Origin of the sequence: Priestia koreensis, from assembly GCF_022646885.1 — a bacterium.
GTDB classification, from domain to species: domain Bacteria; phylum Bacillota; class Bacilli; order Bacillales; family Bacillaceae_H; genus Bacillus_AG; species Bacillus_AG koreensis_A.
Map to the genome: position 1 here is coordinate 2,556,414 of NZ_CP061868.1, position 24,337 is coordinate 2,580,750.

The 24,337-nt window shown below is 40.8% G+C and carries 31 protein-coding genes; 10 read left to right on the top strand and 21 right to left on the bottom strand.

What is annotated here, in order from left to right; genetic code table 11:
* Positions 1–56 precede the first annotated feature (56 nt).
* The gene (locus tag IE339_RS13130) at positions 57–968 is read left to right on the top strand and encodes a helix-turn-helix transcriptional regulator (RefSeq protein ID WP_242168152.1); all 912 of its coding nucleotides are present in this window, start codon (positions 57–59) and stop codon (positions 966–968) included.
* A 47-nt stretch (positions 969–1,015) separates the two neighbouring features.
* Here the strand turns inward: IE339_RS13130 and gdh are convergent, their stop codons facing one another.
* From gdh to IE339_RS13165, 7 genes are all read right to left on the bottom strand, one after another.
* Entirely contained in the window at positions 1,016–1,801 is a 786-nt protein-coding gene (gene gdh, locus IE339_RS13135; RefSeq protein WP_053401924.1) for a glucose 1-dehydrogenase, read from the bottom strand.
* A gap of 21 nt (positions 1,802–1,822) precedes the next feature.
* Entirely contained in the window at positions 1,823–2,680 is an 858-nt protein-coding gene (locus IE339_RS13140) for a RhaT/GlcU family sugar-proton symporter (RefSeq protein WP_053401925.1), read from the bottom strand.
* A gap of 236 nt (positions 2,681–2,916) precedes the next feature.
* Positions 2,917–3,234, bottom strand: a complete 318-nt coding sequence (locus IE339_RS13145; protein WP_053401926.1) for a 2Fe-2S iron-sulfur cluster-binding protein — start codon at positions 3,232–3,234, stop codon at positions 2,917–2,919.
* Between the two features lie 91 nt (positions 3,235–3,325).
* Positions 3,326–4,309 carry a ring-cleaving dioxygenase gene (locus tag IE339_RS13150; protein ID WP_242168155.1) on the bottom strand — a complete coding sequence of 328 codons (984 nt, stop codon included), beginning with the start codon at positions 4,307–4,309 and terminating at the stop codon, positions 3,326–3,328.
* Positions 4,310–4,446: 137 nt separating this feature from the next.
* Positions 4,447–4,950 (bottom strand): DUF1572 family protein, encoded by a 504-nt coding sequence (locus tag IE339_RS13155; protein ID WP_242168157.1) that lies wholly within the window; start codon positions 4,948–4,950, stop codon positions 4,447–4,449.
* Between the two features lie 101 nt (positions 4,951–5,051).
* Complete coding sequence (locus IE339_RS13160) at positions 5,052–6,215, bottom strand: MFS transporter (protein WP_242168159.1); 1,164 nt, start codon at positions 6,213–6,215, stop codon at positions 5,052–5,054.
* Between the two features lie 75 nt (positions 6,216–6,290).
* A complete protein-coding gene (locus IE339_RS13165; RefSeq protein ID WP_242176192.1) occupies positions 6,291–6,572 on the bottom strand; it encodes an ArsR/SmtB family transcription factor in 282 nt (93 codons plus the stop codon).
* Positions 6,573–6,745: 173 nt separating this feature from the next.
* On the opposite strand from IE339_RS13165, the gene IE339_RS13170 reads away from it, so the two are divergent.
* From IE339_RS13170 to IE339_RS13190, 5 genes are all read left to right on the top strand, one after another.
* A complete protein-coding gene (locus tag IE339_RS13170; RefSeq protein ID WP_242168161.1) occupies positions 6,746–7,279 on the top strand; it encodes a sigma-70 family RNA polymerase sigma factor in 534 nt (177 codons plus the stop codon).
* Positions 7,272–8,273 carry a DUF4179 domain-containing protein gene (locus IE339_RS13175; RefSeq protein ID WP_242168163.1) on the top strand — a complete coding sequence of 334 codons (1,002 nt, stop codon included), beginning with the start codon at positions 7,272–7,274 and terminating at the stop codon, positions 8,271–8,273. Before IE339_RS13170 ends, IE339_RS13175 begins: the two co-directional genes overlap by 8 nt.
* 119 nt (positions 8,274–8,392) lie before the next feature.
* The gene (locus IE339_RS13180; protein WP_242168165.1) at positions 8,393–8,863 is read left to right on the top strand and encodes an Lrp/AsnC family transcriptional regulator; all 471 of its coding nucleotides are present in this window, start codon (positions 8,393–8,395) and stop codon (positions 8,861–8,863) included.
* 5 nt (positions 8,864–8,868) lie between these two features.
* Positions 8,869–9,477, top strand: a complete 609-nt coding sequence (locus tag IE339_RS13185) for a LysE family translocator (protein WP_242168168.1) — start codon at positions 8,869–8,871, stop codon at positions 9,475–9,477.
* A gap of 18 nt (positions 9,478–9,495) precedes the next feature.
* Positions 9,496–10,092 carry a LysE family translocator gene (locus IE339_RS13190; RefSeq protein ID WP_242168170.1) on the top strand — a complete coding sequence of 199 codons (597 nt, stop codon included), beginning with the start codon at positions 9,496–9,498 and terminating at the stop codon, positions 10,090–10,092.
* A gap of 41 nt (positions 10,093–10,133) precedes the next feature.
* Here IE339_RS13190 and IE339_RS13195 read toward each other — a convergent pair whose 3' ends face one another.
* Positions 10,134–10,649: a GNAT family N-acetyltransferase gene (locus IE339_RS13195; protein ID WP_242168172.1), complete on the bottom strand. Its 516-nt coding sequence runs from the start codon at positions 10,647–10,649 to the stop codon at positions 10,134–10,136.
* Positions 10,650–10,716: 67 nt separating this feature from the next.
* Positions 10,717–10,986 (bottom strand): hypothetical protein, encoded by a 270-nt coding sequence (locus IE339_RS13200; protein ID WP_242168175.1) that lies wholly within the window; start codon positions 10,984–10,986, stop codon positions 10,717–10,719.
* Between the two features lie 120 nt (positions 10,987–11,106).
* Here IE339_RS13200 and IE339_RS13205 point away from each other — a divergent pair, with 120 nt between their 5' ends.
* A complete protein-coding gene (locus IE339_RS13205; RefSeq protein WP_242168177.1) occupies positions 11,107–11,493 on the top strand; it encodes a MerR family transcriptional regulator in 387 nt (128 codons plus the stop codon).
* A gap of 36 nt (positions 11,494–11,529) precedes the next feature.
* Here IE339_RS13205 and IE339_RS13210 read toward each other — a convergent pair whose 3' ends face one another.
* From IE339_RS13210 to IE339_RS13225, 4 genes are all read right to left on the bottom strand, one after another.
* Complete coding sequence (locus tag IE339_RS13210; RefSeq protein ID WP_242168179.1) at positions 11,530–11,970, bottom strand: MarR family winged helix-turn-helix transcriptional regulator; 441 nt, start codon at positions 11,968–11,970, stop codon at positions 11,530–11,532.
* Positions 11,971–12,103: 133 nt separating this feature from the next.
* The gene (locus tag IE339_RS13215) at positions 12,104–12,610 is read right to left on the bottom strand and encodes a GNAT family N-acetyltransferase (protein WP_242168181.1); all 507 of its coding nucleotides are present in this window, start codon (positions 12,608–12,610) and stop codon (positions 12,104–12,106) included.
* 22 nt (positions 12,611–12,632) lie between these two features.
* Positions 12,633–13,436, bottom strand: coding sequence for an alpha/beta hydrolase (locus IE339_RS13220; protein WP_242168183.1), 804 nt, complete (start codon positions 13,434–13,436; stop codon positions 12,633–12,635).
* A gap of 39 nt (positions 13,437–13,475) precedes the next feature.
* Positions 13,476–13,940 carry an NUDIX hydrolase gene (locus IE339_RS13225; RefSeq protein ID WP_336883410.1) on the bottom strand — a complete coding sequence of 155 codons (465 nt, stop codon included), beginning with the start codon at positions 13,938–13,940 and terminating at the stop codon, positions 13,476–13,478.
* A 142-nt stretch (positions 13,941–14,082) separates the two neighbouring features.
* Between IE339_RS13225 and IE339_RS13230 the strand changes: the two genes are divergently transcribed.
* On the top strand, positions 14,083–14,628 hold the full coding sequence (locus IE339_RS13230; RefSeq protein WP_242168187.1) for a GNAT family N-acetyltransferase: 546 nt from the start codon (positions 14,083–14,085) through the stop codon (positions 14,626–14,628).
* A gap of 36 nt (positions 14,629–14,664) precedes the next feature.
* Here the strand turns inward: IE339_RS13230 and mmuM are convergent, their stop codons facing one another.
* From mmuM to IE339_RS13260, 6 genes are all read right to left on the bottom strand, one after another.
* Entirely contained in the window at positions 14,665–15,597 is a 933-nt protein-coding gene (mmuM, locus tag IE339_RS13235; RefSeq protein ID WP_242176193.1) for a homocysteine S-methyltransferase, read from the bottom strand.
* A 45-nt stretch (positions 15,598–15,642) separates the two neighbouring features.
* Positions 15,643–17,058, bottom strand: coding sequence for an amino acid permease (locus tag IE339_RS13240; RefSeq protein ID WP_242168189.1), 1,416 nt, complete (start codon positions 17,056–17,058; stop codon positions 15,643–15,645).
* 156 nt (positions 17,059–17,214) lie between these two features.
* Positions 17,215–18,171 (bottom strand): DUF4097 family beta strand repeat-containing protein, encoded by a 957-nt coding sequence (locus IE339_RS13245; protein WP_242168191.1) that lies wholly within the window; start codon positions 18,169–18,171, stop codon positions 17,215–17,217.
* On the bottom strand, positions 18,171–18,722 hold the full coding sequence (locus IE339_RS13250; protein WP_242168193.1) for an HAAS signaling domain-containing protein: 552 nt from the start codon (positions 18,720–18,722) through the stop codon (positions 18,171–18,173). Before IE339_RS13250 ends, IE339_RS13245 begins: the two co-directional genes overlap by 1 nt.
* Entirely contained in the window at positions 18,709–19,038 is a 330-nt protein-coding gene (locus IE339_RS13255; RefSeq protein WP_053401942.1) for a PadR family transcriptional regulator, read from the bottom strand. The genes IE339_RS13250 and IE339_RS13255 overlap by 14 nt, the downstream gene beginning before the upstream one ends.
* Positions 19,039–19,307: 269 nt before the next feature.
* On the bottom strand, positions 19,308–20,003 hold the full coding sequence (locus tag IE339_RS13260; protein WP_242168195.1) for a CPBP family intramembrane glutamic endopeptidase: 696 nt from the start codon (positions 20,001–20,003) through the stop codon (positions 19,308–19,310).
* 93 nt (positions 20,004–20,096) lie between these two features.
* On the opposite strand from IE339_RS13260, the gene IE339_RS13265 reads away from it, so the two are divergent.
* Together IE339_RS13265 and IE339_RS13270 are read left to right on the top strand one after the other, a co-directional pair.
* A complete protein-coding gene (locus IE339_RS13265; protein ID WP_242168197.1) occupies positions 20,097–20,825 on the top strand; it encodes a MerR family transcriptional regulator in 729 nt (242 codons plus the stop codon).
* A gap of 88 nt (positions 20,826–20,913) precedes the next feature.
* Positions 20,914–21,417 carry a hypothetical protein gene (locus tag IE339_RS13270; protein ID WP_242168198.1) on the top strand — a complete coding sequence of 168 codons (504 nt, stop codon included), beginning with the start codon at positions 20,914–20,916 and terminating at the stop codon, positions 21,415–21,417.
* A 105-nt stretch (positions 21,418–21,522) separates the two neighbouring features.
* Here IE339_RS13270 and IE339_RS13275 read toward each other — a convergent pair whose 3' ends face one another.
* Positions 21,523–21,681, bottom strand: a complete 159-nt coding sequence (locus tag IE339_RS13275) for a hypothetical protein (RefSeq protein WP_242168201.1) — start codon at positions 21,679–21,681, stop codon at positions 21,523–21,525.
* 134 nt (positions 21,682–21,815) lie between these two features.
* Positions 21,816–23,612 carry a helix-turn-helix domain-containing protein gene (locus IE339_RS13280; RefSeq protein WP_242168203.1) on the bottom strand — a complete coding sequence of 599 codons (1,797 nt, stop codon included), beginning with the start codon at positions 23,610–23,612 and terminating at the stop codon, positions 21,816–21,818.
* Between the last annotated feature and the right edge of the window lie 725 nt (positions 23,613–24,337).

Genomic DNA, 24,337 nt, shown 5'->3' on the forward strand with positions numbered 1-24,337 from the left:
TTGACCGATGATTTTTTAATCCTCATAAGCTACAATAAAGAAAGGAGGGGAACAAGATGTCTAACGAACTATCTTATACAATTGAAGAAGTCGCAAAGCTTCTTAAAGTCTCAAAACTGACGGTTTATGACCTCGTAAAAAAAGGCGACCTACCTGTTTTTCGTGTAGGACGTCAAATGCGAATGACCGCTTCAGATTTAAATGACTATATTCAATCTCAAACTGCACGTCCTACACCTCCTATCTCAGCGGCTGAGCCAACCGCAAAGCCTATTGTTATTAGCGGCCAAGACATGGTGTTGGATATTTTGAGCAATCATATTGAGGAGCACCTGCAGCAGAAAACGCTTCGCTCCTACTCTGGAAGCTTGAATAGCTTGATTGCGATGTACAACGGTGAGTGTGATGTGGTTAGTTTACATATGTTTGATGGTGATACAGGAGAATACAATCTGCCGTTTACGAAAAAAATTCTCGTTGGTCATCCTCATATCGTCATTCGCCTTTTATCTCGAAGAGCAGGATTTTATGTTCAAAAAGGAAATCCACAAAAGCTTTCGTCTTGGGAAGATTTAGCGAATGGTGAGCTCAGACTTGTAAATCGTGAAAAAGGTTCTGGTGCCCGGATCTTACTTGATGAACAGCTCCGTCTTCATCATATTCCTCCACATACTATATACGGGTATGACCACGAGGAATCTAGTCATTTAAGCGTCGCATCAGCAGTGGCCTCTAACTCCGCTGATGTGGGAATTGGAATCGAAAAAGCCGCAACGATGGTCGGCATTGATTTTATCCCTCTGATTAACGAATGCTATGACTTGGTTATCTTAAAAAACGCGCAAAATCGCGCACTCATTGAGTACGTAACAAAGCTCTTATGCAGTTCTTCTTTTCAAGCTAAAATTGAAGCACTTGGAAATTATGATATTTCTGAAATGGGCCATATTGTATATGAATCACACTAAAAAAGCCCGTCTGTTCGAATGAACTAGACGGGCTTTTTAATCTACACTTATCCACGACCAGCTTGGAATGATGGATACTGCGTCATTCCGCCATCTGCAAATAGCGTAATTCCGGTTACATAGCTTGCTTCCGATGATGCGAGCCAAGCCGCAACGGCCGCAATTTCTTCTGGCTTCCCGATATATCCCATTGGAATCATGCTTTCTACATCTGCACGCTGCTCAGGATCATTGAATTTCTCTGCATTGATTGGCGTATCAATTGCACCTGGTCCGATGTTATTTACACGAATTCCTTTTGGTGCATACTCAAGCGCTAATGTTTCTGTCATCAGCTTCATTCCGCCCTTACTCGCTGCATAATGCACGAATAATGGCCAAGGAATCATCTCATGAACGCTTGACATATTAATAACCGTTCCTTTAATGTCATTTTCCACGAAATACTTGATCGCTTCTCGGCTACCTAAAAAGGCACCTGTTAAGTTAATCGTAATAACACGGTTCCAATCCTCAAGCGGCATTTCATGTGAGGCTACAGGGTTTTCAAGTCCTGCATTGTTGATCATGACATCAAGCGTGCCAAATTTTTCGATTGCTGACTTCACCAGGTTTTTTACGTCCTCTTCTTTAGAGACGTCACCGTGAACGATATAGCCTTCTCCACCTGCTTGTTCAACTTCCTTTAATACTTCTTTGGCTTCATCTTCATTTGAGCGATAGTTAATGACTACCTTTGCTTGTTCTTTTCCAAAACGAACAGCCATTGCACGACCGATTCCTTTGGATGCGCCTGTGATGACAACTACTTTTCCTTTTAGATCTTGATACATCATTCATTCCTCCTCAAATCGTTATGCTTTTGCTTTCCCCAGTAGCACAGCTGCAATGATGATGAGAATAATCCCAATCGCAATCCCAATGAGCTGTTTCTTCGTTTTCTTTTCACCAAGAATAAAAATCCCACCTAGCGTTGAAATAACGATTCCCATTTGTGATAACGAGAAGCTTGTTGCAACCCCAACACGTGGCTGTGAAATGAATAAGAATAGGTTACCTGCTGCCCAAATAAGACCTGGAATAATGTTTCGGATAGCATATTTATTAAATGGTTTGTACTTGGCCGTTAAGATAACACCACCAATTACCATACCCACTGCTTGAGGTAATAATGCATCCCACCCGCTGACGTTAAAGAAGCGTGCGATAACAACGTAAACAAGATAACCAATTGTTGAAATGATTAAAATAATAATCCCTTTTTTAAAGTCGCCTGACTCCTCTTTTTCGCCTGATTTCTTGTCGCGTAACGAGGTGAGGACAATCCCGACAATGATTAAGATTAGCGCGGTCGTTCCTAAAATAATACTTGTCGTTGTTGACCATTCATGAAAGACGATTACTCCAAACAAAGTTGTTGCCACGAGCTGCATGCCAGTTGAGATTGGCATCGTTTTTGATACACCCATTAAATCAATACTTTTCAGCTGATTACTTTGTCCAACCGCCCAGAAAATACCGGAAACGGCTCCGACGATAAAAATCGTGGGTGACAAATGAGGGTGAACAAATAAGTAGACGACAATGGAGAAGATGAGCGCTCCAATCGTTGTACCAAGCGTTTGACTATATGGTCCCCCACCTAGCTTTACGTTGAAAAGTACAATACTTCCCCAGAAAATGGCGGGTAAAATCGCTAATAGAATATCCATGATTTCAAAAACCTTTCTCTAGATGATTTAGTTGAGATGAGTTGCTAACCTTGACAAAAACAGTCAGCATCTTCTTTTCAGTTAGTATCTTGCGCAAATTTTAAAATATGTATTAAATTCCTTTCAGGAAGAAAAACAATTCGAGCAAAATACCGATTAAAAAGCCGACCTGAGTTAAATACCCCATTCTTTTCTCTTTAATCATCAAATTGCACGGCTCAGAGTTGAAAACAGTATTAATCATCTGCCGGTCTTGGGCCTGGATCTCCTCCTAAGCTGTTCGCTGTCATAATGGGTCTGACAATTAAATCATGGGTAACTCGTATTTGACACGATAGCCGCAAATTATCGTCAATTCCTCCGTTTATGGAATTAGTCGTCATCATTAAATCGTCAAACTCTCCATCTAAAAGCTCCACCCGACACGACGTACACCTTCCGTGTCCACCACATCGATGCATGATGGGAACACCGTTGTCTTCAAGCGCCAATACAAGTTTTTTTCCATACTCTACTTCAAAAGTGTCATATCCAATCACCGTTACTTCAGGCATTGTATACCCTCCTTTATCTATAAGTAGTTATCTGCAATCGAGTCGATTTATAAACATAAAAAGAGGCTAGCGTCTGCTAACCTCTTTCGATTTATTCCATTTCCTTTTGAATGTCCTTTGTACTTCTTACTGTATCAATCGGTCTAACCATTTTCTCGATTTGCTCACGCTTAGGCTCTAAAAATGGAGGTAGAGACAATTTCTCTCCAAGCGTTTCGTACGGTTCATCTCCCATGAACCCTGGACCGTCTGTCGCAAGCTCAAATAAAATTTGTGGTGCGACGCGCGTATAAAGGGATTGGAAGAAGAAGCGATCCACAAAGCCTGATGTTTGAAGACCAAATCCTTCAATGCGCGTAATCCATTGATTAAGTACATCCTGATCTTCAACGCGGAACGCCGCATGGTGAACCGTTCCGTATCCTTGTCTTGCCTGTGGGAATACGGTATTATGCTCGACAACCATCTGTGCTCCGTTTCCACCTTCTCCTACTTCAAACAAGTGAAAATCGCCTTCTTGCGCAATTTCCTTAAACTCAAAGACCATTTCTGACACTTGTTTAAAAAAGTCAAATTGTGCCACACGAACAAAAATTGGGCCTAGTCCTGTAATTGCGTATTCTAGTGGAATAGGACCGTTCTGCCACGGCGTTCCAGATTGAACCCCTTTGTTATGCTCGTCTGAGATAAGCTGATAGTGCTGATCATCAAAATCGACAAACGATAGTGTCTTTTTCCCGAACTGCTCTTGAATGCCAGTATGCGTAACTTCTAGTCGATCAAAGCGCTTTACCCAATAAGCAAGGGCCGCATCTGATGGTACGCGGAATGACGTTTTTGAAATCTCATTTGTTCCGTGTACCCCTTGTGGAATGCCAGGAAAATCAAAAAACGTCATGTCTGTTCCTGCGCTTCCCTTATCATCGGCGAAAAACAAATGATACGTTTGAATGTCATCTTGGTTTACCGTTTTTTTCACTAGACGCATGCCTAACACATACGTAAAAAATTCATAGTTCTTTTCGGCACTGCTCGTAATAGCGGTTACGTGATGAATCCCTTTTAGTCCTTGCATGTTTATTCCTCCCTGTTCTCTTCACATTTCATTTTTATTGTTCACTTTTATCATCATCTTTAAATAAAATATCTTGAATTAAAGATATCATACAAAAAAACAATCTGTCAACGTTATTTAGACAGATTGTGCAGTCTTCATTTTTTTCTCTTTGGAATAGTTAGCATTGTCCAGCTTTTTTGCACTTGCTTTGCTGCATAGACAATTTGCCCAACGTGGTACGAATAGTGATACATTTGCCGCTCAATTGCTTCAATAAGCGTGTGGGCTTCACCGCGAATGTAGACAGGTCGTAAAAGATCGTTTTCTCCTATTCCGTCAAGAGCGTTTAGAAAAACGGTCCATCCTCTATTCCATCGTGCATCCAATTCTTCTCGCGCTGTGATCGTCCCTTCAAACTCATCATCACGATCCCGATTTGGCTTTTCCCCATCAGAATGAAAGAAATCCGTCCAGCGTGACACCATATTTCCACTCATATGCTTGACGATAATGCCAATACTGTTTGATTCTTCGTTCGGTGACCATCCGATCATCTCATCTTCTAACTGATCAAACGCCCGCTCAGCGGTTCTTTTCATATCTAGAAAACGTGCTTTAACAACCCTTATGTACTCAGCAGCAAACTGTGATGAACTCATTGAATTCCTCTCCTTTTTTAAACCTCTCTACCTTTATATTCACCTTAAAGCGTCGTTATCCTTTTCAATTCGAGACTCGTTTTGTTTCTAAATCCATCGTACTAAACAGTTGCCCTTACTTCGCTAGTCGTTTTACCATGATGATGGAACAAGAAAAAAGAGATGATGAAGAATACGCTTGTAAACAGCGTGACCGTACTAAACGTGCTACTCATTTTGTAGAGATATGCCGCGGCTGCACTTCCGATCATCGTTCCTCCGTACATGAATGTATTTGATAACGCGGCAATTGTTCCTCTTGCCGATACGGAAATGCCTTGCATCATATTCATCATAATCGGAAACAAAATACCCGTAAGGAAATAGATCACAAATAACATTCCCTCTACTATGAAAAGAGAAGAACTCAGTGGAAGGATCATATAAAGAATGGCTAAAGACAGTAAACCAACGGCTAAAAACAGGCGGGAACCAACTTTTTTTACGATTGCTGGTCCTAATACGCTCCCGCACAAATTTCCTGCGCCTAACACAAGTAGCGCAACTCCAATCTTTGTGACGGAAAGATGAAAGTCTTCATGCAGCCACATGCCAAAGAACGAAAAGGCCGCAAAATTCCCCATTTGAAATAGAAAATATGCGAATAAAAGCTTGCGTGCCCCCGGCTTTTGAAACACGTGTTGATACGTATGTAAAAATGAGCTTTTCGAGGGTGAAGAAATCGATCTAATAGAAGGCAATAGTCGTATACCTACTACTAATAGAAGAGAACAGAAGCATAGAACAAAAAAAGGAACAGACCAGTAAAAAGAGGCAAAGTAACTACCAATAGGAAGCCCTAGCATCTGAGAAATGGCCAAACCAGACGAAGCAATTCCGATGCTTTTTAAAATCTGATTTGAGGATACTAAAGAAGGAATCGAAGCCCATACTTGCGGAGTAACAAATGCAGCACTAACACCTGCTAAAAAGCGAAATAAAAGCATGAAGAAGAACGTTGGAGCGATTCCACAAAGAAAAGTAGTCAGTGAAAAAGCGATCATCCCATACATCATTACTTTCTTTCGGTCAAATTGATCTGATATAGGTCCTGCTATTAATGCAAATATCGCATAACCTAATGCGTATGCACTCACAATCCACCCCGACTGATTAACATCAACATGATACTGCACTTGAAGCATAGGAAGTAATGGTGATACTAAAAACGTATCTGTCCCAATGACAAACATAACAAAGAAAAAAAGTACAATTGGTTTTTTCATAATTACATACACCATCCATAATTTCATAGTTTTAATCTTTTGAAACTATTGAAGAAAAAAAGAGAAACTCTCCCTTTAAAGAGTTTCTAAAAAACCTGGTAAGTACGTGCTAAAGGTATCTAGATTCAACTGAACATATTTCACGCGGGCTTCTTTACGAACCGTCGTTAATCCTGCCTCACGAAGTGTTTTAAAATGATAGGAAGCTGTTGCTTTATGAATATCACATCTCTCCCCTACCTCTCCACAGCTTAATTCCTTTTGTCCCTCATACAACACACGCACAATATTAAGTCGAGATTCATCAGCTAATGCTTTTAAAATTTGGATACGAATTTCATCTTCAGATAGTTTCATAATCATAAAACTATCATAATTCTTCTTTATGGTATTTTCAATCTTTTTATCTATTTTTTTACAAAAAAGTGATACTCTGTTCAAGGAATGTGTCTTTCCCTCAAAAAAATTTAGGTTGTATTGCAACCATTTGCTATATTCGTTCGACTTTAGTGCATAAGGGAGTGAAAAATATGGAAATATCGCATTTAGTCAAAGCTGCACAAAAAGGAGATGATCAAGCATTTGAGGAGCTCGTAAGCTCTGTGCGTACCAAGTTATACCGTATCGCCTTTTCATATGTACGAAATGAGCAGGATGCGCTTGATCTTTATCAAGAAACCATCTACGAGGCATATCGGTCGCTCAGAAAGCTTAAAAAACCTGAGAGCTTTATCAGTTGGATTGTGCGTATAGTCGTTTGCAAAGCGATTGATTTTATTCGAAAAGAATCTCGCCACTTTGCAACGAGTGATCAGCAAGTATTTGATGCCCTACTCTACGTGGAAAATGCCGCGTCTATCTCACAATCACTTGATTTATCACATGCGCTGTCTACCCTTGAGCCTCATTACCGAATGATCATCGCTCTTCGATACTATTATGATTTTTCGATTAAAGAGATTGCTTCTTTGCTTCATTATCCAGAAGGAACCGTGAAGTCCTATATAAGTCGAGCAAAAAAAGAACTTCGACCTATTCTTAAGGAGGGATATATTTATGAATAATCAAGATTTACATTCCATTCATATTCCAATAGATAAATTGAAAGCACGCGAAAAGGTAGCTGTCTACCAAGCGAAAAAAAAGCAGAAGGTACAGCGAAACGCATCACTGTCACTCTTAGCCGCATGCACACTTGCTCTTACTGTTTTAAGCTCTGGTTTTGTCTTTACGGGAATGGCTCAAGCTCTATCTACGCTTCCATTTGTTGGACCGATCTATGAACAATTTAATGAGATTGCTTCTGCGACCATAAAGGAAAATAAACTCGCTACAGCCATTGACAAAAAGGACACTCATCATGGATTTAGCATGACTGTAAAAGAAGCTGCTTATGACGGTGGACGTATGATGATGACGATCATCTACGAAAGTCCACATAAGTTGTCAATGGATGAAGAGAAAGTGGGCTACTCATTCATCAAAATAAATAATCAAGACCCTAATGTGGCGATCGGCTCCGCCACAACCGATCAACTCGATGATCATACCATCGTTGAATATCATCAATTCGCTTTTAAATCGCCTACTCAATATGGGAATGAGATTAACGTGAGTATGAATGGTGAAAATTTATTCGGACAAAGGGGCAAATGGGAAGTTTCATTTCCGTTGAAAAAAGTAAAAGGTGACCATAAAGAGTTTCAACCATCTGCCGCAGTGAAAACCCTTGATGGGCAATATGGCATTTCATCTAAATCCGTTACGTTCTCTCCACTTTCAACAAGGATTGATCTAAACGTGATGTATCCCGCTATTCTTGATACGAATGACCACTGGCCTATGTACGACTATATGGTGATGGACAGCAATGGAAGGAAATATGATGCTTTAGATATTCAAGAAGGAACATCTGGAGCGTATGGTCATGACATTGTAATTATCTTACCACCTATGAAGGAAGTTCCATCATCACTCACCGTGTTACCTAGATATGGAGACAAACAGGGCCACTCATTAACCAAAGAGGACCTCATTTTAAACATAAAACTACACTAAGTGACGCCAAAAGAAGAAATTCTCTTATGAATTTCTTCTTTTAATATGAAAAAAACATTGAAAAAACTTATAAAATAAATTAATATACATAAATACTTAATAAAAAAAGGTGATAAAAGATGGATTCTTTCGATTCGAAGATTATACATTTATTAACGAATGATGCGCGTATGCGCTGGGCAGACCTTGCTTCTCAAATTGGATTGTCTGCGCCTGCGACGGCAGACAGAGTGAATCGCTTGATTGAACAAGGCGTCATCAAAGGATTTCGTGCGAGCATTGAGCCTGAAACAGTCGGCTGTGAATGCACGGCGTTTGTGGCGGTCTCTCTGGAACGACCGCAACACCGGGCCGCGTTTTTAGAGCTTGTGAACAACAAAAGAGAAATACAAGAATGTCATCATATCGCAGGTGAAGATGATTACTTGTTAAAAATTCGCTGTCGGAATACGAAGGATTTAGACCGGGTGATTAGTCACGAGATTAAAGGTGTAGAAGGCGTCACCAGAACAAAAACAACCATCGTGATGGATACGACAAAAGAATCATCAGAGCTTGCTCTTCAGCCGCACATCTTTTCTGAGGAGTGACTGCCGTGAACGAATCCTATGTTCTAAAAGGCATACTAATTGGACTATCCATTGCCGCACCCGTTGGTCCTATTGGATTGTTGTGCATTCAACGAACGCTTACGCAAGGAAAAGCAATTGGACTCGTATCAGGGCTCGGTGCTGCAACCGCTGATGCGCTGTATGGCACTATTGCAGCTCTTGGCCTGACGGCTCTTTCGCACTTCCTTCTTGGACAACAGCAGTTGTTGCACCTAGTAGGTGGCGTGTTTCTCGCCTATTTAGGGATTAAAACGCTTCGGTCAGCTGCTGCAACTTCTCCGGCAAAGGTAGGCGGAACGAATATGTGGATGGCCTACACGTCCGTGCTTTTGTTAACCATCACAAATCCTATGACCATTCTCTCTTTTCTAGGCATTTTTTCAGGCGTAGGTGTATCTGTCACTCACGGGGCACAATTAGATGCTTTGTGGCTAGTTGGAGGAGTGTTTGCTGGATCACTTCTGTGGTGGTTTTTTCTAACATCAATCGTGGGAATGGTTCAAAATCGACTTCCATCCCTAACGTGGATCAATCGCCTATCTGGCGTTATTCTCATCGGCTTTAGCATTTGGTCGCTTGGACATTTTATGTGAAAGGAATTTTTTCAGCTTATGTTATTACTTAAAAGTTTCATTTTAGGTTTTTCGGTTTCCGCTCCTGTGGGACCGATCGGATTATTATGTATTCAACGAACGCTTTCCCGAGGAAAAACGGCTGGTTTTTTAACAGGTCTTGGGGCATCTACAGCAAACGTGTTATATGCCAGCGTAGCAGCCTTCGGTTTTTCGGTTATTTCTGCTTTCCTTCTGGAACAAGAATTTTACTTAAAACTGCTCGGAGCTATTTTTCTATTTTACCTTGGAATTAAAACATTTTTGAAAAAACCGGCGGATCATGCAGCGAATCTGCAAGGCGAACGTTTACTTACGATGTATTTATCGACGTTTCTATTAATGATTACCAATCCGACTACGATCTTAAACTTCGTCGCGATGTTTGCTGGTTTGGGGTTTGAAAAAGGAAGCGGTTCAGCGATAACAGCCGTCTCTCTTATCCTTGGTGTGTTTTTAGGTGCTACGTTCTGGTGGCTGTTACTTAGCTTTGGGGTTAGCATATTTCGTGCTAAAATTACCCCTCACCTCGGTCTTGTCAATAAACTTGCCGGCATTTTAATTCTGTTATTAGGTGTCCTTGCCTTTGTACGCTAAATCAGAAAAGCTCAAGAGCTGTCGTCTCTTGAGCTTTTTTCTTACCATGCAACATCGTTAACATTTGGCCACTCGTATATAAGAAGGCTCAGCTCCTTGCCACCTATCGTGATCGTTTCTGTTTTAATAAGCTGTGCGCCGTAATGCTCATAGAAGTAGCGCGTATGATTATCTTCAAGCACCTCTACAAATACTTGGTGAAAACCTACTCTCTGACATTGCTGAAGAAGTTCTTTTAGTAGTTTCTTTCCGATTCCTTGCCCTTGATGGGACTCTAATAAATAAATCGACGTCAAATCGCCGGCGTTCTCCACGTGGTTACGATCGCGCTTACCACATGAGCCAAATCCAATTACTTCACCACTCTCATTTGCGGCCACAAACGTATAATCGTCGTCTTTACTCAAATTGTTTTCCCATAGCGATGTACGCTGATCATATGACAAGCGGTCGAGGAATCCATCTGGAATAATTCCTTTGTACGTCGTGCGCCAGCTGTCAACGTGTACGTTGGCAATGCCTTTTGCATCGGTTTTCTCTGCTCTTCTAATTTGCATGTTCCTCCCCCTCCAGTCATGATCATAATTGAATACTCTGCAAATAAAATTCGCTATTAGGTAGCCGTCATCCTCTTTTGGCCCGAATAAGGTTGGAAATAGCATATGCTAGAGTTGCGGCTGCTACCATAATAATTAGCCCTATACTTGGTTGTGTACTGCCAAACACGACGTCAGAACGAACTGCCGTTACTTTTTGATTTGGTGTATACATCATTGTTTGAAGCATGCCAGATGCAAGTTGAAATCCGAACAACAAGAGAATAAATGTGACAATAAAGATCGCGTATCGCTTCATTTTGCTCCCACCCTTCTCTCTGTAATACGTTTTTTCCATAAAAAGGTTTCACCTTTTTACGAATAAGACCCTGTCACATAATCCTTTTCCATTCGCGCTATACTTCATAATAGATGAAAGGTCGATGAAATCTACTTTCCATGAGAGGTGTTCTCTGCGTTGACGTATACGATTAAAGAAATGACGAAAAAAACGGGCTTAACCGCTCCTACGCTTCGTTTTTACGAAAAAGAAGAAGTTCTTCCTTTTGTGCAGCGTGATGTGAATGGCAACCGTGTATATACGGATGAAACCATTAGCTGGATTCATTTTATTTTGGCACTCCGCTCAACAGGCATGCCGATTTCCGAGCTTAAGCGTTATGTAAAATTGTATAAGCAAGGAAACGTGACGATTCAAGAGCGCAGAAAAATGATGCTTGATCACAAACAAAAAGTAGAAGCAGATATGCGCCAAACCTATAAGCACCTTGAACAAATTAACTACAAGCTCGCATTATATGACGCAATTGAAAACAATTTACATAACAAAAAGATCCAAATTTAATGAAAAAAGATGCTCGACTCAGTCGGGCATCTTTTTTCATACGTCCATTGCACCTATCCCAATTTTCTTTAAAATCTCGATGAGCTGAAGCTTCTCTTCAGATGTCGCAAAGGAAAAGTTTTCGCTAATATACTCGACGTGTTTTGGGAAAAGATCATCAAATAGCTCTTTTCCCTTTTCCGTCAGTACGACAATGGAGCTTCTTCGATCATCAGGACTTGGCTGTCTTTCTACGTATCCAGTCTTTTCTAGCTTGTCTACGACATACGTAATGCTGCCACTTGGAATCGAAAATACGTCACTAATCTTTTGAATCGGATGACTTCCTTTGTTATATAAAAGCTCTAAAATCATAAATTGCTCAAACCGAATGCCTCGGTCTTGAATATCTTTTTGAATATTATCAAAGACGGTCTTAGAAGCACGGCTCCAAACCCGTAATAGTTTTAAATCAATTTGCTGCTCAGACATACTCATTATGTGTCCCCCTACAAACTTTCTCTCTACTAACCATACTCGAGTTCATGCCAGACATCAAGCTTATCCTTTATAGATCACTAGTTGTCGCACCCCATAAAGAAAGCTACCTGATCTCAGGTAGCTTGTTTTCTCATCTAGTCGTCCACTCATAATAAACAAATCGTACATCGTCACCATGAAGATGAAGCGTATCATCTTCTCCCACGTAGCGAAAGCTATTTTTCTCTAGTACCTTTTGTGAACCAATGTTCGTATGCGTCGTTTTCGCTTTAATCTCTTGAACTTCACTGTTTCGCAGCGCTTCTTGTAAAAGCATTCCCACTGAACGGCTAGCTACACCTTTCCCTGTATGAGCTTCACCGATTCGGTAGCCAAGATGAGCAGAGCCATCGTGTAGATCGGTCAAGTTAATGCGCCCTAAGATGTGCTCCTGCTCGTTTTTAATAAGGTAAAAGTACGACTTCCCCTGTCTCTGTTCCTCTAGTAATTCCTGTAGGCTTTCCCAAAAGTTTTTAAAGTAGTAATAATGATCGCCTCGACCTGGAATCATTTTTTCGAAATAGGCCCGGTTGCTCAGCTCAAAAGCAAATAAGTTATCAGCATCTGACACGCGTAACGGATTTAACGAAAGGTTCATTTACTTCACCTCGTTTATTTTTTCACAGTGACATTGGGCTTTCCCACACGGTAGTAAAATCATCTGCGCGTAGGCGAATACGGCAATCTTTGTCTAAAAAGAACGATAAAACCGCTGGTACTCGCTCTTTAAAATACGTATATTCATGTTTTCCACCTTCAATGATGTCAAACGTCACGTTTTCGACTTTATTTTGCAAACGCGCATAAATAGCTTGGTTACTCTCTAAGAAGAATTGATGCTGCGCTGCGTTCTCTCCTTCAAGCGTTCCGCAGTCTAAGTACACCTTTTCAAGAGCAGACAAGTCCGATGATAGAATCAGCTGTTCAAGTGACTCCAACTGATCCAAATATGCTGACACGCATGCTACCTTCTGAAACACGTGCGGATATCGGCAAGCAGCATATAAAGAAAGCAGACCACCTAGAGAAATACCCGCCATAGAGGTTTGGTCTGGAATCGTACGATATACTTGATCGATAAACGGCTTTAGCTTATCGACGATAAAATCAATATAAGCTTCTCCTTTTCCCCCATCAGTTTCGCCTGAATTATCCCACGGGCTATATTCAGTTCCTCTCTGCTCTGAGGACAAATTTGCATGAATAGCCACGACAATTGCTTCTGTGCCAGAAAGCTCCAAAAATTCGCGAAGTCCAAGTGATCGACCTCCTACCGCATCCGAATCCTCAAACACATTTTGTCCATCGTGCATATAAAGAACAGGATATGATTTATCTTCGTCATGATAGCGACGAGGTAAATAGACGGTAACATCTCTCTCTTGCTCAAATGGTTTTATATACATGCTGAATGTTTGTAACATAGTGTAGCTCCCCTTTGTTTGTAATAATGCGTTCACTGCTTAACGAAGAACGGGTGTAGCCTTTCCTTCCTTCCAATCGATAATAAATGGTTTTTGTCTAGTTGTTAGATTGAACGGCAGGTTATCTCTTGAAAAAAATCGATGCTCCTTCGTTTCCATCCCTTCTTGTCGAAGCTCCCCTGAATACGAAGCGGTTTTAAAAATGACTTGAACACTAAAGACGCGATCCCGATTTGGATATTCAAAAACGTTTTGCTCGCCTGAATATAGGCCGAATAGCTCTAAATGATTGACGATCAGATCCGTTTCCTCAAAGACCTCACGACTCGCAGCCTCTGCAAACGTTTCGCCAATCTCCATTAACCCCCCAGGTATGCACCACGTGTCGTCATCCGTTCGGTGCTGTAATAAAATTTGTCCATTATGTTCAATAATAACGCCACATCCAACGGTCATAAGCGTTTCATGTCCAATAAATCGGCGCATTGTTTCAATATAATTCACCAAACTGGTTTCCCCTTTTAAAAAAAAGAATTCTATATGTGAAAACATACATGCTATAATTAGTTTACACCTTACATATATTAGGTGACCACTACTTTTTCAGAATATTTCATATTTAGTAGATATGGAGGACATATAATTCATGCATAGCAAAAGTCTTTTTAACGGTCAATCTATTAAACTAGCAGCTCCGCGTGTAGAAGATGTGGATACGATGCTTACTTGGGGACAAGATTCTGATTATCTACGAAATCTTGATACGGATATCGCTTTTCCCTACTCACAAGAGCAGCTTGAGCTTGAGGGCGAACCACGCTCCAACGAAGCTTATTTTCGAATTCGAACTATTGAAGACGATGAACTAATCGGATTTGTCGTCATTCATAAAATCGAATGGAACAACCGATGCGGACTGCTTGCGATTGGAATCGGCGACCCAAATAATCGAAATAAAGGATACGGAAAAGAAGCGTTGCAGCTCATTCTTCGTTTTGCCTTTCATGAGCTGAACTTGCACCGCGTAGGTCTTGACTATATTTCCTACAATCCAAGAGCAGCACACGCTTATGAAGCTGTTGGATTTAAACAAGAAGGCGTAATTCGTGATGCTGTCTATCGTGACGGAGTACATTCCGATCGCATTATGATGGGGATTTTACGAAGTGAGTGGGAAGCGTCTCAGGCATAAAAAAAAGGAAAGGATTACTCCTTTCCTTTTTTTCATTTATGAACGAATGAGCTTTTCAATTGCTCGAATATCGTCTGGTTTCGTGCGACAGCAACCACCAATGAGCTGCGCACCGTGCTCAAACCATTTTTTTGCCTCACATGCGTAATCTCCAGAAGAAGATCCTTCCCACTTTTTGGTGACGGCATTGTACTGTTCACCTGAATTTGGATACACCACAACGGGCTTGTTACTTTCACTTTTTATATCGGTAATAAGAGACGGAATGAAGGCGGGTGGCGTACAGTTAACCCCGATGGCCACCACCTGATCGTAATCCGTTAAAAAGCGCGCGCATTTGGTAATGGGCGTATCATCACTAATATAATGCTCATCCTTTGCACTGAACGTAATCCACGCATAGGCTTGTGGAAATTCGCGAAGCACGTCCACAAGCGCCTCTGCTTCTTCTAAACATGGAATCGTTTCACAGGCTAATACGTCGGCACCCGCTTCAATTAATGCCTGAATGCGAGGACGATGAAAAGCTACTAGCTCGTCCTTTGAGATGGTATAGTTCCCACGATATTCAGAGCCGTCTGCTAAAAAAGCGCCGTACGGACCAACAGATGCTGCCACAATTGGTTTCGGACGCACTTGTTGATCAGAAACCGTCTCCCAAAATTCATCACGTGCTTCAACAGCAAGCGTAACGGACTGCTGAATAAGACGATGTGCTTCTTCCTGGCCCACTCCCCGTTTGGCAAATCCCTCAAATGTCGTTTGATAGCTTGCAGTAATGGCGCAATCAGCCCCTGCTTGAAAATAATCCTTGTGCACCTGCTTAATGAGTGCGGGATTCTCCATTAATACTTTTGCTGACCATAATGGATCATTTAAATCACAGCCGTGACGCTCTAACTCTGTTGCTAGAGCACCGTCTAATATAAGAGCTGGAAACTCAGTTAATATACGTTGAATTGGATTCATCATCTGTTCACACCTTTTTTAAAATACTTCTTTTTACACGAACTTCTATTTTATATGACGCAGTGTAGACTTTACACCTGCACGCTTAAACTTGCTCGTTAAATAATAGACCACATAGCATAGCACAATGAACGGGATTCCGTAGTAAAGTGCTGCACGTTGATTTTCGTCAAAAGCAATTCCGATACAAGAAGCGAAACATAATAAAAATGCAGCGATCGGGACAATCGGATAAAGCGGCGTACGATAATGCAGCTCTTTTATATCGTTTCCCTCTTTTACAAATCGGCGTCGAAATAAATACTGCGATGCGGCAATCCCCATCCAAACAACCACAACCGCAAACCCAGAAATAGAGACCAAAATGAGATATACAGTATCTGGTGCAACAACGCTAGAAAACAAGGCCAAACATCCCCCTAGCATGCTGAAAACAAGCGCAGGCATTGGTACCCCTCTTTTATTCACCCGCCCGAAATAAGACGGAATCATCTTCTCATTTGAGAGTGACCACAGCATACGTGATGAAGCATAGAGACCTGAATTTGCTGCAGATAGAATAGCGGTGATAATCACAAAGTTCATCATGTCAGCGGCGTACGGAATACCGATACGATCAAACACCACAACAAATGGACTTTCAATTACACCTGCTTGCTTCATTGGGATCAATGCAGATAACACAATAATGGTTCCAACAAAAAATAGCAAGAGACGCCAAACCGTTGCTTTAATGGCTTTTGGAATACTTTTCTTCGGATCAACGCTCTCTCCAGCGGTCACTCCAATGAGCTCCGTTCCAGAAAACGCAAAGTTGACAGACAGCATGACCATAAAAATAGGTAAGATACCGTTTGGAAAAAGACTTCCACTTGATGAAAAGTTTGAAAACATCGGCGCTGCTTCCGTTCCTTTCATTGAAAGAAGGCCAAACATCGCCGCTCCTCCTAGTACGATAAATAAAACAATGGTAATTACCTTAATAGCGGAAAACCAAAATTCCGATTCCGCAAAAAATTTAGTCGACAGTGCGTTCATGACGAAAATAAAGACACCAAAAATGGTACTCCACATCCAGACAGACGTATCTGGAAACCAGCGTTTCATAAACAACCCTGCTGCCGTGAACTCAGATCCTAGAGCGACCACCCACGTTAGCCAATACAGCCAAGCGATTGTGAAACCCGTTCCAGGTCCAATATACTTTGTCGCATACGTATGAAAAGAACCCGTCACTGGCATGGAAACAGATAATTCTCCCAAGCACAGCATAACGAGGTACATAATGAGGCCACCTACCAAGTAGGCAATGATTGTTCCTAAAGGGCCTGCTTGATTAATCGTATACCCTGAGCTCAAAAATAACCCTGTTCCAATGACGCCACCTAGAGAAATCATGAGCAGGTGTCGACTCTTCATTGTTCGCTGCAGTTCTTTTGGTCGTTCGTTCGTTTCTTCCATACCTTCATTCCACCCTACGCATTTAGAAGTGAACACTATAACTATACGACATCCACTTTTTTTATTTCCTACCATATTAATCAGAATTATCTAAAATGTCAACCTAGTAAAATAAAGAAGAGGAAAACCGACTATGGGTTTTCCTCTTCTGCTCTACTATTTTAGTAAAAAATCACCTGATTGAACTCGTACGTTTACTTTATACGTACCGTTACCTATTTTACCAATTATGCGATTGTCTTCTTTTTCCTGATACATAAATCCAGGGAGCTTCACTTCAATATCACCAGCTCGCGTATCTGCATCAACAGCAAGAGAAGTAGGATTTTCTGTATAGTTCATTGTCACATCACCGCTTGTGGTACGTGCACTTACATTTCCTTTCATTCGCTCATCGTCAATCGTAATATCACCTGACGTTGTTTCTGTTGTCACATTGCCATTAATGCCCGTCAACTCAATGTCACCTGAATTTGTCTCAAAGCTTGATGATTTCGCTTTTACATCTACTCCATGCAAGTCGCCGCTTGTTGTTTTTACTTGAAGACTTTCTGCTGTGTTGCTACGAGCCGTTAAATCACCGCTCCTTGCGCTCATTTTAAGCAATTTCCCCATCTCATTGTTCGTTGCGTTTATATCACCTGATGTTGTATGAAGTGACATCGTCTCTGCCTTAATTCCCGTTGCTGTGATGTCACCTGATTGGAGCTGAACCTTCAGCATTTTGTACTGCTTTTTCGGAACGTGTACTTTTACATTCACATCTTCTAAGTTAACTCCCACCATAAACGATGGCATTTTCCGACTTACGGATATCGTGGCTTTGCTGCCATTCTCACGTACGTTGAGCTTATAGCGATCTTCATAGCGCTTGTTGACTCTTCCCGACGCTTCTACCGTCAATTGATTATCTTCAGCGGGTACGACCTGCACATCATTAACCGAGACATCGACCTCGATACTTGTAATAGCAGGATTAGTGATGACTTTCTTTTCATGAATTTCACTTGTTTTAAAGGATAAAATACCACCGTTTAGCTTGAAGGTAGCAGCGGATCCGATTATGCCTATGAAGAGTAGAATGAGACCTGCATACACAAATTTTTTCATCATTAAAATCCACCCTGCTTCACTAATTTAAGATTAAACTGAACATACATTTTTAATACGCGGTATAAAAACTTCCCGATGTAAATCGTTGCGACTAAAAGTAGAATTCCTAATCCAAACAGCGCGGTAAACACGAATATCTGAAAGAGAATTCCCTCTAGACCAAACATAACGATTGAAAAAATGAGCAACAAAGGTGATAAAAAGACAACGACCGCTGTGACAGCAAAACCAACATAGCTCCCTAAAATTCCAGAAGCAGGACCAACGACAAACATCAGATTGAATAAAATTAATCCAAAAGCAATCATAGTCATTTTAAATGTCGATGGCTTTCTAGTAGGCGCACTAACAGCACTTGGCTGCTCTCCAACTAAATCTTTCGCAATAACGTAAGGATCTCCAAGGTCTCGGATGATCTCCGCCTCTGATTTTCCTTCTTCCATTCCCACTTCAAAGTGTTCTTCGTAATCGTATAAAATTTCTTGACGCTCCACTTCTGGTAAATCACGCAACAAATCACGTAACTTCTGTAAAAACTCATTCTTCCCCATGCGCTATGCCCTCCTCAATAAACTGATTTACTGCGCCTGCAAATTGTCTCCATTCGTCAATTAGGGCCTCCATATACTTCTGGCCTGTCGGTGTGAGCGAGTAGTATTTACGCGGTGGTCCTTCAGAGGATTCGGCTAGATACGTCGTTAAATAATCGTCCTTTGTTAGACGCCTTAAAAGCGGATAAAGCGTTCCTTCTGCTACTTCAATTTTACTTGAAATATTCTGTGCTAATTCATATCCATACTGATCTTTGTTCGAAATCAGTATTAACACACACAGCTCCAGGACTCCTTTTTTAAATTGAACATTCAATGGTTAACCCCCTATTCGTTATTGTTCACTACTGTATAATATTCAATAGCTATTCAAAAAAATGCATACGTCTCTCTTTCTATCCCAGATTTTCACGTTTGACATCCTTTTACTACTGTACATTGTTCAGTACTAACGTGTAGAATTGTTCTTGTTATCTACACTATATAATATACTATTGAACATTGCAAGGTAGTGGAACAAAAAAATAATAAATGGGCGTCTTCATAATATAGATCACGCCCATTTACAAATAAGGTGCACTACATTTAACTTAGGCTTGCAAGTAGCACCATAATGCCGTTTGTTGAACCATGGATAATGATCGATGGCCAAATGGAGTTGGTTCGTTCATAGGCTAGCGCAAAAAGAATTCCACTCACAAAATTAACGGGCATCACGCTGTACGCCGGAATATGAGCCATTGTAAAAATAAGTGCGCTAATGAGCAGACCAACCGTTACCCCCATTCGCGTGCGAATCCAACGATATAAAAATCCGCGATAAAACAGCTCCTCGTAAATCGGAGAAATGATCGCAGCCGACACAAAACCAAGAAAAACGGTCCAAAACGTCACATCCCGCTTTAGAGATTCAGTCTTGCTGTTTTCCCATGTACCTCCAATGTAGCTCATTACCGACACTAGTATAACCGCACTAATCATGACCATAATTGAAAATAGCGCAATCATTTTCCAATCTTTTTTCGCAAACGAGGTGACTCCTACTTCCCTCCATGAAAGGCTTTTTGGTCGCAGTGCAATAAAATAAACTCCGAGCGTTAACACCACTGCTATCGTTAGACCGATCAGCGTACCGGCGTATAATTCATTTTGAAACCACTGCTCATAAAGAGGCTTTAAACCAAACTTCACACACCCTATTACCCCTACAAATTCAAGCAATAGTAACAGAGTAAACTCTTTTATTCCCCATTGATCTCCTGTTTTCCAGTTTTTATTCATCTATTCAATCCTTCTTTCTTCATATGATATAATTCCACTGTATTAGATGACGTTACGTCACCTGCAAGCTTTTTTTATAGAAGGGGAGATACGATGAAAAAATGGACGACTGGGGAAGTCGCAAAGCAGCGCAACATTTCGCTTCGCACTCTTCGCTATTATGATCACATTGACTTATTAACGCCAAGTCAGCGTGATGAAAGTGGAAAACGTTATTATTCAGAGGAAGATCTGTTTCAGCTTGAAAAAATCCTTATTTTGAAATCGCTTTCGTTGCCACTAGAAGATATTCGCAATCTATTAGCCAAGCTGTCATACAAACAAATTTTAGTTTCACACTACAATCACCTTCAAGAACAGCTGTCGGCGCTGCAAGGGAGTATTTCAAATACGGCTTCACTTCTTAACATGCTTGATGTTGAGGAGTCACTATCGTGGGAACACGTTTCAACGCTTGTTCGGAATTCGGAAACAAGCGCTAAAAAGTGGATGGATTATTTTCAAGAAGATGAACGGGAGTTTCTGCAGCAGCAGCTTCCAAAGCTACATAATAATGATGCAATTACCCATAGATACATCACAATCATAAAAGAAATTGAGCGCTGTCTCGCACATAACATCCCGCCTGAATCCGATGAAGGACGACAAATTGGCCAAACGTTAATACAGCTATCAGAAGAAACGTTTCAAGGAGATCAAGCATTAATGGAGGAATTTTGGAAGGTAAGGAAACGACCAGCTGAAGAAACGGGATTATACCCTCTTTCAGATGAAGTATTGTCATACGTTGAGCGTTGCATTGCTTACGCTGATACTTTTTAACCACTTTACTTTCAGGACATCTGTACCGTTTACATAAATGTCCATTAATGTTAATTTGTATAGAAATTAACAGATGGAGGTTGTTAACATGCTCAAGAAATGGATTACATTCAGTTTAGTATTTATCATCGGCTTGGCTACAGCAGTTATAGCCCCTACAAATTCTCACGCTGTTAGCGGACATGAGCCGACGTACACCTATTGGATGCAGGAAAAATCATCCTATCAATCAACTTCGTATGGAAAGTGGACAAGCCAAAAGGGCACGCTGACAGGCCCGATTAACATGAAAAAATCCTACAACGTCTCTACTACGTATTCCATTACGGCAAATGCAGGGCTTGGAAACAAAGTCGTTTCTGCTGGATTAGATGGGATGTTTACCAAACAAACGGATCTGAAAACGGAAGCTTCGAGAGCCATTCCAAAAGGTCAAACAGGTGTCTTTCAAATAAGATATGAGTACAAAACCTACAAAGTCAAAATGGAAGAATGGTTAAGCTTGGACGGCCGCAAAGAACTAACAGGACGAACAAAATACGTAACCGTGAAGAAGCGAACGGACGTTGGCGGCCGAATTATTTTAAAATAACCCATACAAAAAGAGTGCTCCTAACAGAAGCACTCTTTTTGCGTTATATGACCTTTGTAAAAGGTCGTTCTCTGAAAAATTCTTGCTTGTCTACTGCTCTGCTCATTAGGCTCCCTCATTCCTTTTTTGCAGAATGGCTAATCGCTGCTCGAGCTGTATGATCATGTACTGACGACGTCTCGCAAAGCGATACACCGAAAACACAATCATGACCATACTGCTCACTAGGATAAGCGCGATCAGTTGATACATCATATTTACCATTTTCGAAACCCGTACCCTTCTATAGGATAGGAATATTATACATGAGATTCTATATTTTATCAGTCGTTTTTACCATTTTTCCACAACCTTTCCTCTTTCAGGGCAATAAAAAAAGGCCTTATCGGCCTTTTTTATCATCCTTTTATGAGCCATTCCCTCATTTTTTCAATATTGTCAATGAGCGGCTTTTTGATCATCCCTCGCTCAAAACGAGACAACGTCGTACGAACAATACCAATTTGTTCGGCTGCTTCGGTTAGATTCAATCCGCGTTTCTTACGCGTTTCCTTCACTAAATCACCCGTTACTTCGAGATCTTCATTATAAAAGAAATGAATCTGTGATTCTTCCGTACGTTTCCGTTGAACGGGCTCTTTTGTTGGAGCAGCTTCTTGGTAAGCTTTTTGAATACCAATTTTCGCTAAGTAATCAAACGGATCATCGTCACGATCTTCTTCCGTCGTTAAGCTCAAGAAATCAAGCAAAGCTTTTTTATCTGTCACAGAGGACGGGCGATCTGGGAGTGCCGTTAATTCGTTTGCATCAATGCGATAGTGCTCCAAAACAGACTGTGGTGGTTGAATAACGACTTTTTGCTTCAGCCAATAATCGATCCATCCTTTTTTTACACCGACAATGGACTCATCCAATCCACCTTCATACTCCCAGTTCCCAATTACCTCATCATCTTTTAACGTATTCAATACCTTTTCGAATCCGTCCTTTGTTCGTGCTGAATAACGGCGATCCACCTTAAACTCCATGACGCTCAGCAAGCCTTTCTCCCCGCTAATGCTATACGGACGTAGAAAGTCTTTTTTTCGTTTTCGAATACGCCATTGCCACGACAGATAGCGCGTTAACCGTTTATGATATTTCTCTTTTTCAGGATTGTATTCGAGTGCCTTTAACGATAAATAGCCAACAGAATTGGTCGAACCGTATAAATAGTTCGCTAAAATTTGCCCTGGTTTTATCGTACATTCATAGATTCCAAGCGGATTATCATGTTTATCGTACAATACGGTGATATTATCCATTAAAAACAAGCGTTTAAATTTCCCGCTCTTATAATCACTAAGCTCTGCATGCTTGCGACGATCGACAAATTCGAGTTCATCATTTTCATCTAAGCGAACCCATATCGCAGCAAGAGCAGCTATACGCTTCATAACTTCTTCGCGTTGTTTTTTTCGATATGTAACAGACGAATTTTTACCGTTTGATCGTCCTTGAAGCTGACGAAGGCTCAATACATCATCAGAATGGAAATTAATCATTGCATCTGGATGATCTGCTTTTTTCATCCAGACGTACGAAATAATATCGAATATGTCGCTTGTCAAATCGTCCATGGACGTGATGGCCTCCCCAATTAAATTTTCCCATATCCCAAACTCTTCTTTTGATAACCCAAGCTCATCGTTATCGTCTGCACGAAGCTGAGCGATTGCTTTCACGTTTTTATCCATAATGTTCACCGTCGGATACGCAGCATTTAAATTCGTACTTTGCTTAAAGGTATTTTTACTAATGGCTTCTCGTAATTGATAAATAAGGGCATCACTATTGGATTCTATGTAACTTTGATTGAGCAAACTAGAGATCATTTCCTGATTGGAGCTTCTTGTATTCCCCTGCTTTCGTTTTAGCTTTTTCGATTGCTTCTGAAAACGAGCCAGGTCCTCTTTAATTGATTCCTCTAGAACAATTTCAATCTTATCGCGATAGCGCTCGATAATTTCATCGATGTCACTATGAGTCGCTTTTGTAATCAAATCTATAATGGTATATAACGCCGCAAATGATTTGGATTCAATTTGTAACTGACCATTTTTCTCTTCATAATCCCCTTGAATAGCCTGTTCCCAAATCGCTACTACGTTCGGATTTAATTGATAGAGCCGCTTTGCCGCAAAATATATTTTCATAATCTTTTCTTCTAGAGTGGGTGTCTTCACGTGCTCTCGCCTGCCTTTCTCTTACTCTCTATGAGCGTGCACACTTTGAACTTCTCCACCATTTTACCATTATCTTTGTCTAACGTGGTCGTCTTGTGAAACATTTCCGTGCACTTTTTTCATTTCTCTGCACACGATACAAGCGGTGCACATTTTCACAAGTGGTTTTTTGTGCACATTTCGGCTGATACTATAAAATCCATAACATTTCTCTATTTATTTTGCACGTTTTAATGTGTGAGCATGTGCAAATAAAGATGCTGCGAGCACGTTTTTATCCCTCCTTCTTTCTACCTATCGTGCACCTTATATGAAATTTCACTCTATTATTCTCCTTGTTTTTTACATAGAAAACGTTTTTTCGACATAATTTTTCCAAAAATAAGGGGATTCATTCGTCTAAATAACCTTTTTATTTAAAAAATGCACGCACGGGCGACGCTACACGTCACGATTATTTTCTCGGGCGACTTCTCTTTTCACATTAACGTGCAAGCGGGCGACTTTTTCCTTCACCTTTCACGTTTCAATATTTTTGTGCACATTTCAAGGTATTACAACGGTTTTTGTGCACATTTTGTGCACAAAACAAAATTCATGCACGCACCTTTCAATCAAAAGGTGACACTTTCGTTCACCTTTTTTTGCACACGGGCGACACCAACCCTCACCAAAACAGGAAAAAGCGACACTAC

Coding starts and splice junctions, on each gene's coding strand:
- IE339_RS13250 (WP_242168193.1), bottom strand. CDS start 18,722: ATGGGGAAGAATGAGTTTTTACAGAAGTTACGTGATTTGTTGCGTGAT.
- IE339_RS13170 (WP_242168161.1), top strand. CDS start 6,746: ATGGAAATATCGCATTTAGTCAAAGCTGCACAAAAAGGAGATGATCAA.
- IE339_RS13160 (WP_242168159.1), bottom strand. CDS start 6,215: ATGAAAAAACCAATTGTACTTTTTTTCTTTGTTATGTTTGTCATTGGG.
- IE339_RS13130 (WP_242168152.1), top strand. CDS start 57: ATGTCTAACGAACTATCTTATACAATTGAAGAAGTCGCAAAGCTTCTT.
- mmuM (WP_242176193.1), bottom strand. CDS start 15,597: ATGAATCCAATTCAACGTATATTAACTGAGTTTCCAGCTCTTATATTA.
- IE339_RS13150 (WP_242168155.1), bottom strand. CDS start 4,309: ATGCAAGGACTAAAAGGGATTCATCACGTAACCGCTATTACGAGCAGT.
- gdh (WP_053401924.1), bottom strand. CDS start 1,801: ATGTATCAAGATCTAAAAGGAAAAGTAGTTGTCATCACAGGCGCATCC.
- IE339_RS13275 (WP_242168201.1), bottom strand. CDS start 21,681: ATGGTAAATATGATGTATCAACTGATCGCGCTTATCCTAGTGAGCAGT.
- IE339_RS13175 (WP_242168163.1), top strand. CDS start 7,272: ATGAATAATCAAGATTTACATTCCATTCATATTCCAATAGATAAATTG.
- IE339_RS13210 (WP_242168179.1), bottom strand. CDS start 11,970: ATGAGTATGTCTGAGCAGCAAATTGATTTAAAACTATTACGGGTTTGG.
- IE339_RS13200 (WP_242168175.1), bottom strand. CDS start 10,986: ATGGAAAAAACGTATTACAGAGAGAAGGGTGGGAGCAAAATGAAGCGA.
- IE339_RS13180 (WP_242168165.1), top strand. CDS start 8,393: ATGGATTCTTTCGATTCGAAGATTATACATTTATTAACGAATGATGCG.
- IE339_RS13240 (WP_242168189.1), bottom strand. CDS start 17,058: ATGGAAGAAACGAACGAACGACCAAAAGAACTGCAGCGAACAATGAAG.
- IE339_RS13230 (WP_242168187.1), top strand. CDS start 14,083: ATGCATAGCAAAAGTCTTTTTAACGGTCAATCTATTAAACTAGCAGCT.
- IE339_RS13190 (WP_242168170.1), top strand. CDS start 9,496: ATGTTATTACTTAAAAGTTTCATTTTAGGTTTTTCGGTTTCCGCTCCT.
- IE339_RS13260 (WP_242168195.1), bottom strand. CDS start 20,003: ATGAATAAAAACTGGAAAACAGGAGATCAATGGGGAATAAAAGAGTTT.
- IE339_RS13280 (WP_242168203.1), bottom strand. CDS start 23,612: ATGAAAATATATTTTGCGGCAAAGCGGCTCTATCAATTAAATCCGAAC.
- IE339_RS13270 (WP_242168198.1), top strand. CDS start 20,914: ATGCTCAAGAAATGGATTACATTCAGTTTAGTATTTATCATCGGCTTG.
- IE339_RS13155 (WP_242168157.1), bottom strand. CDS start 4,950: ATGAGTTCATCACAGTTTGCTGCTGAGTACATAAGGGTTGTTAAAGCA.
- IE339_RS13140 (WP_053401925.1), bottom strand. CDS start 2,680: ATGGATATTCTATTAGCGATTTTACCCGCCATTTTCTGGGGAAGTATT.
- IE339_RS13245 (WP_242168191.1), bottom strand. CDS start 18,171: ATGATGAAAAAATTTGTGTATGCAGGTCTCATTCTACTCTTCATAGGC.
- IE339_RS13145 (WP_053401926.1), bottom strand. CDS start 3,234: ATGCCTGAAGTAACGGTGATTGGATATGACACTTTTGAAGTAGAGTAT.
- IE339_RS13165 (WP_242176192.1), bottom strand. CDS start 6,572: ATGAAACTATCTGAAGATGAAATTCGTATCCAAATTTTAAAAGCATTA.
- IE339_RS13265 (WP_242168197.1), top strand. CDS start 20,097: ATGAAAAAATGGACGACTGGGGAAGTCGCAAAGCAGCGCAACATTTCG.
- IE339_RS13215 (WP_242168181.1), bottom strand. CDS start 12,610: ATGAACCTTTCGTTAAATCCGTTACGCGTGTCAGATGCTGATAACTTA.
- IE339_RS13220 (WP_242168183.1), bottom strand. CDS start 13,436: ATGTTACAAACATTCAGCATGTATATAAAACCATTTGAGCAAGAGAGA.
- IE339_RS13195 (WP_242168172.1), bottom strand. CDS start 10,649: ATGCAAATTAGAAGAGCAGAGAAAACCGATGCAAAAGGCATTGCCAAC.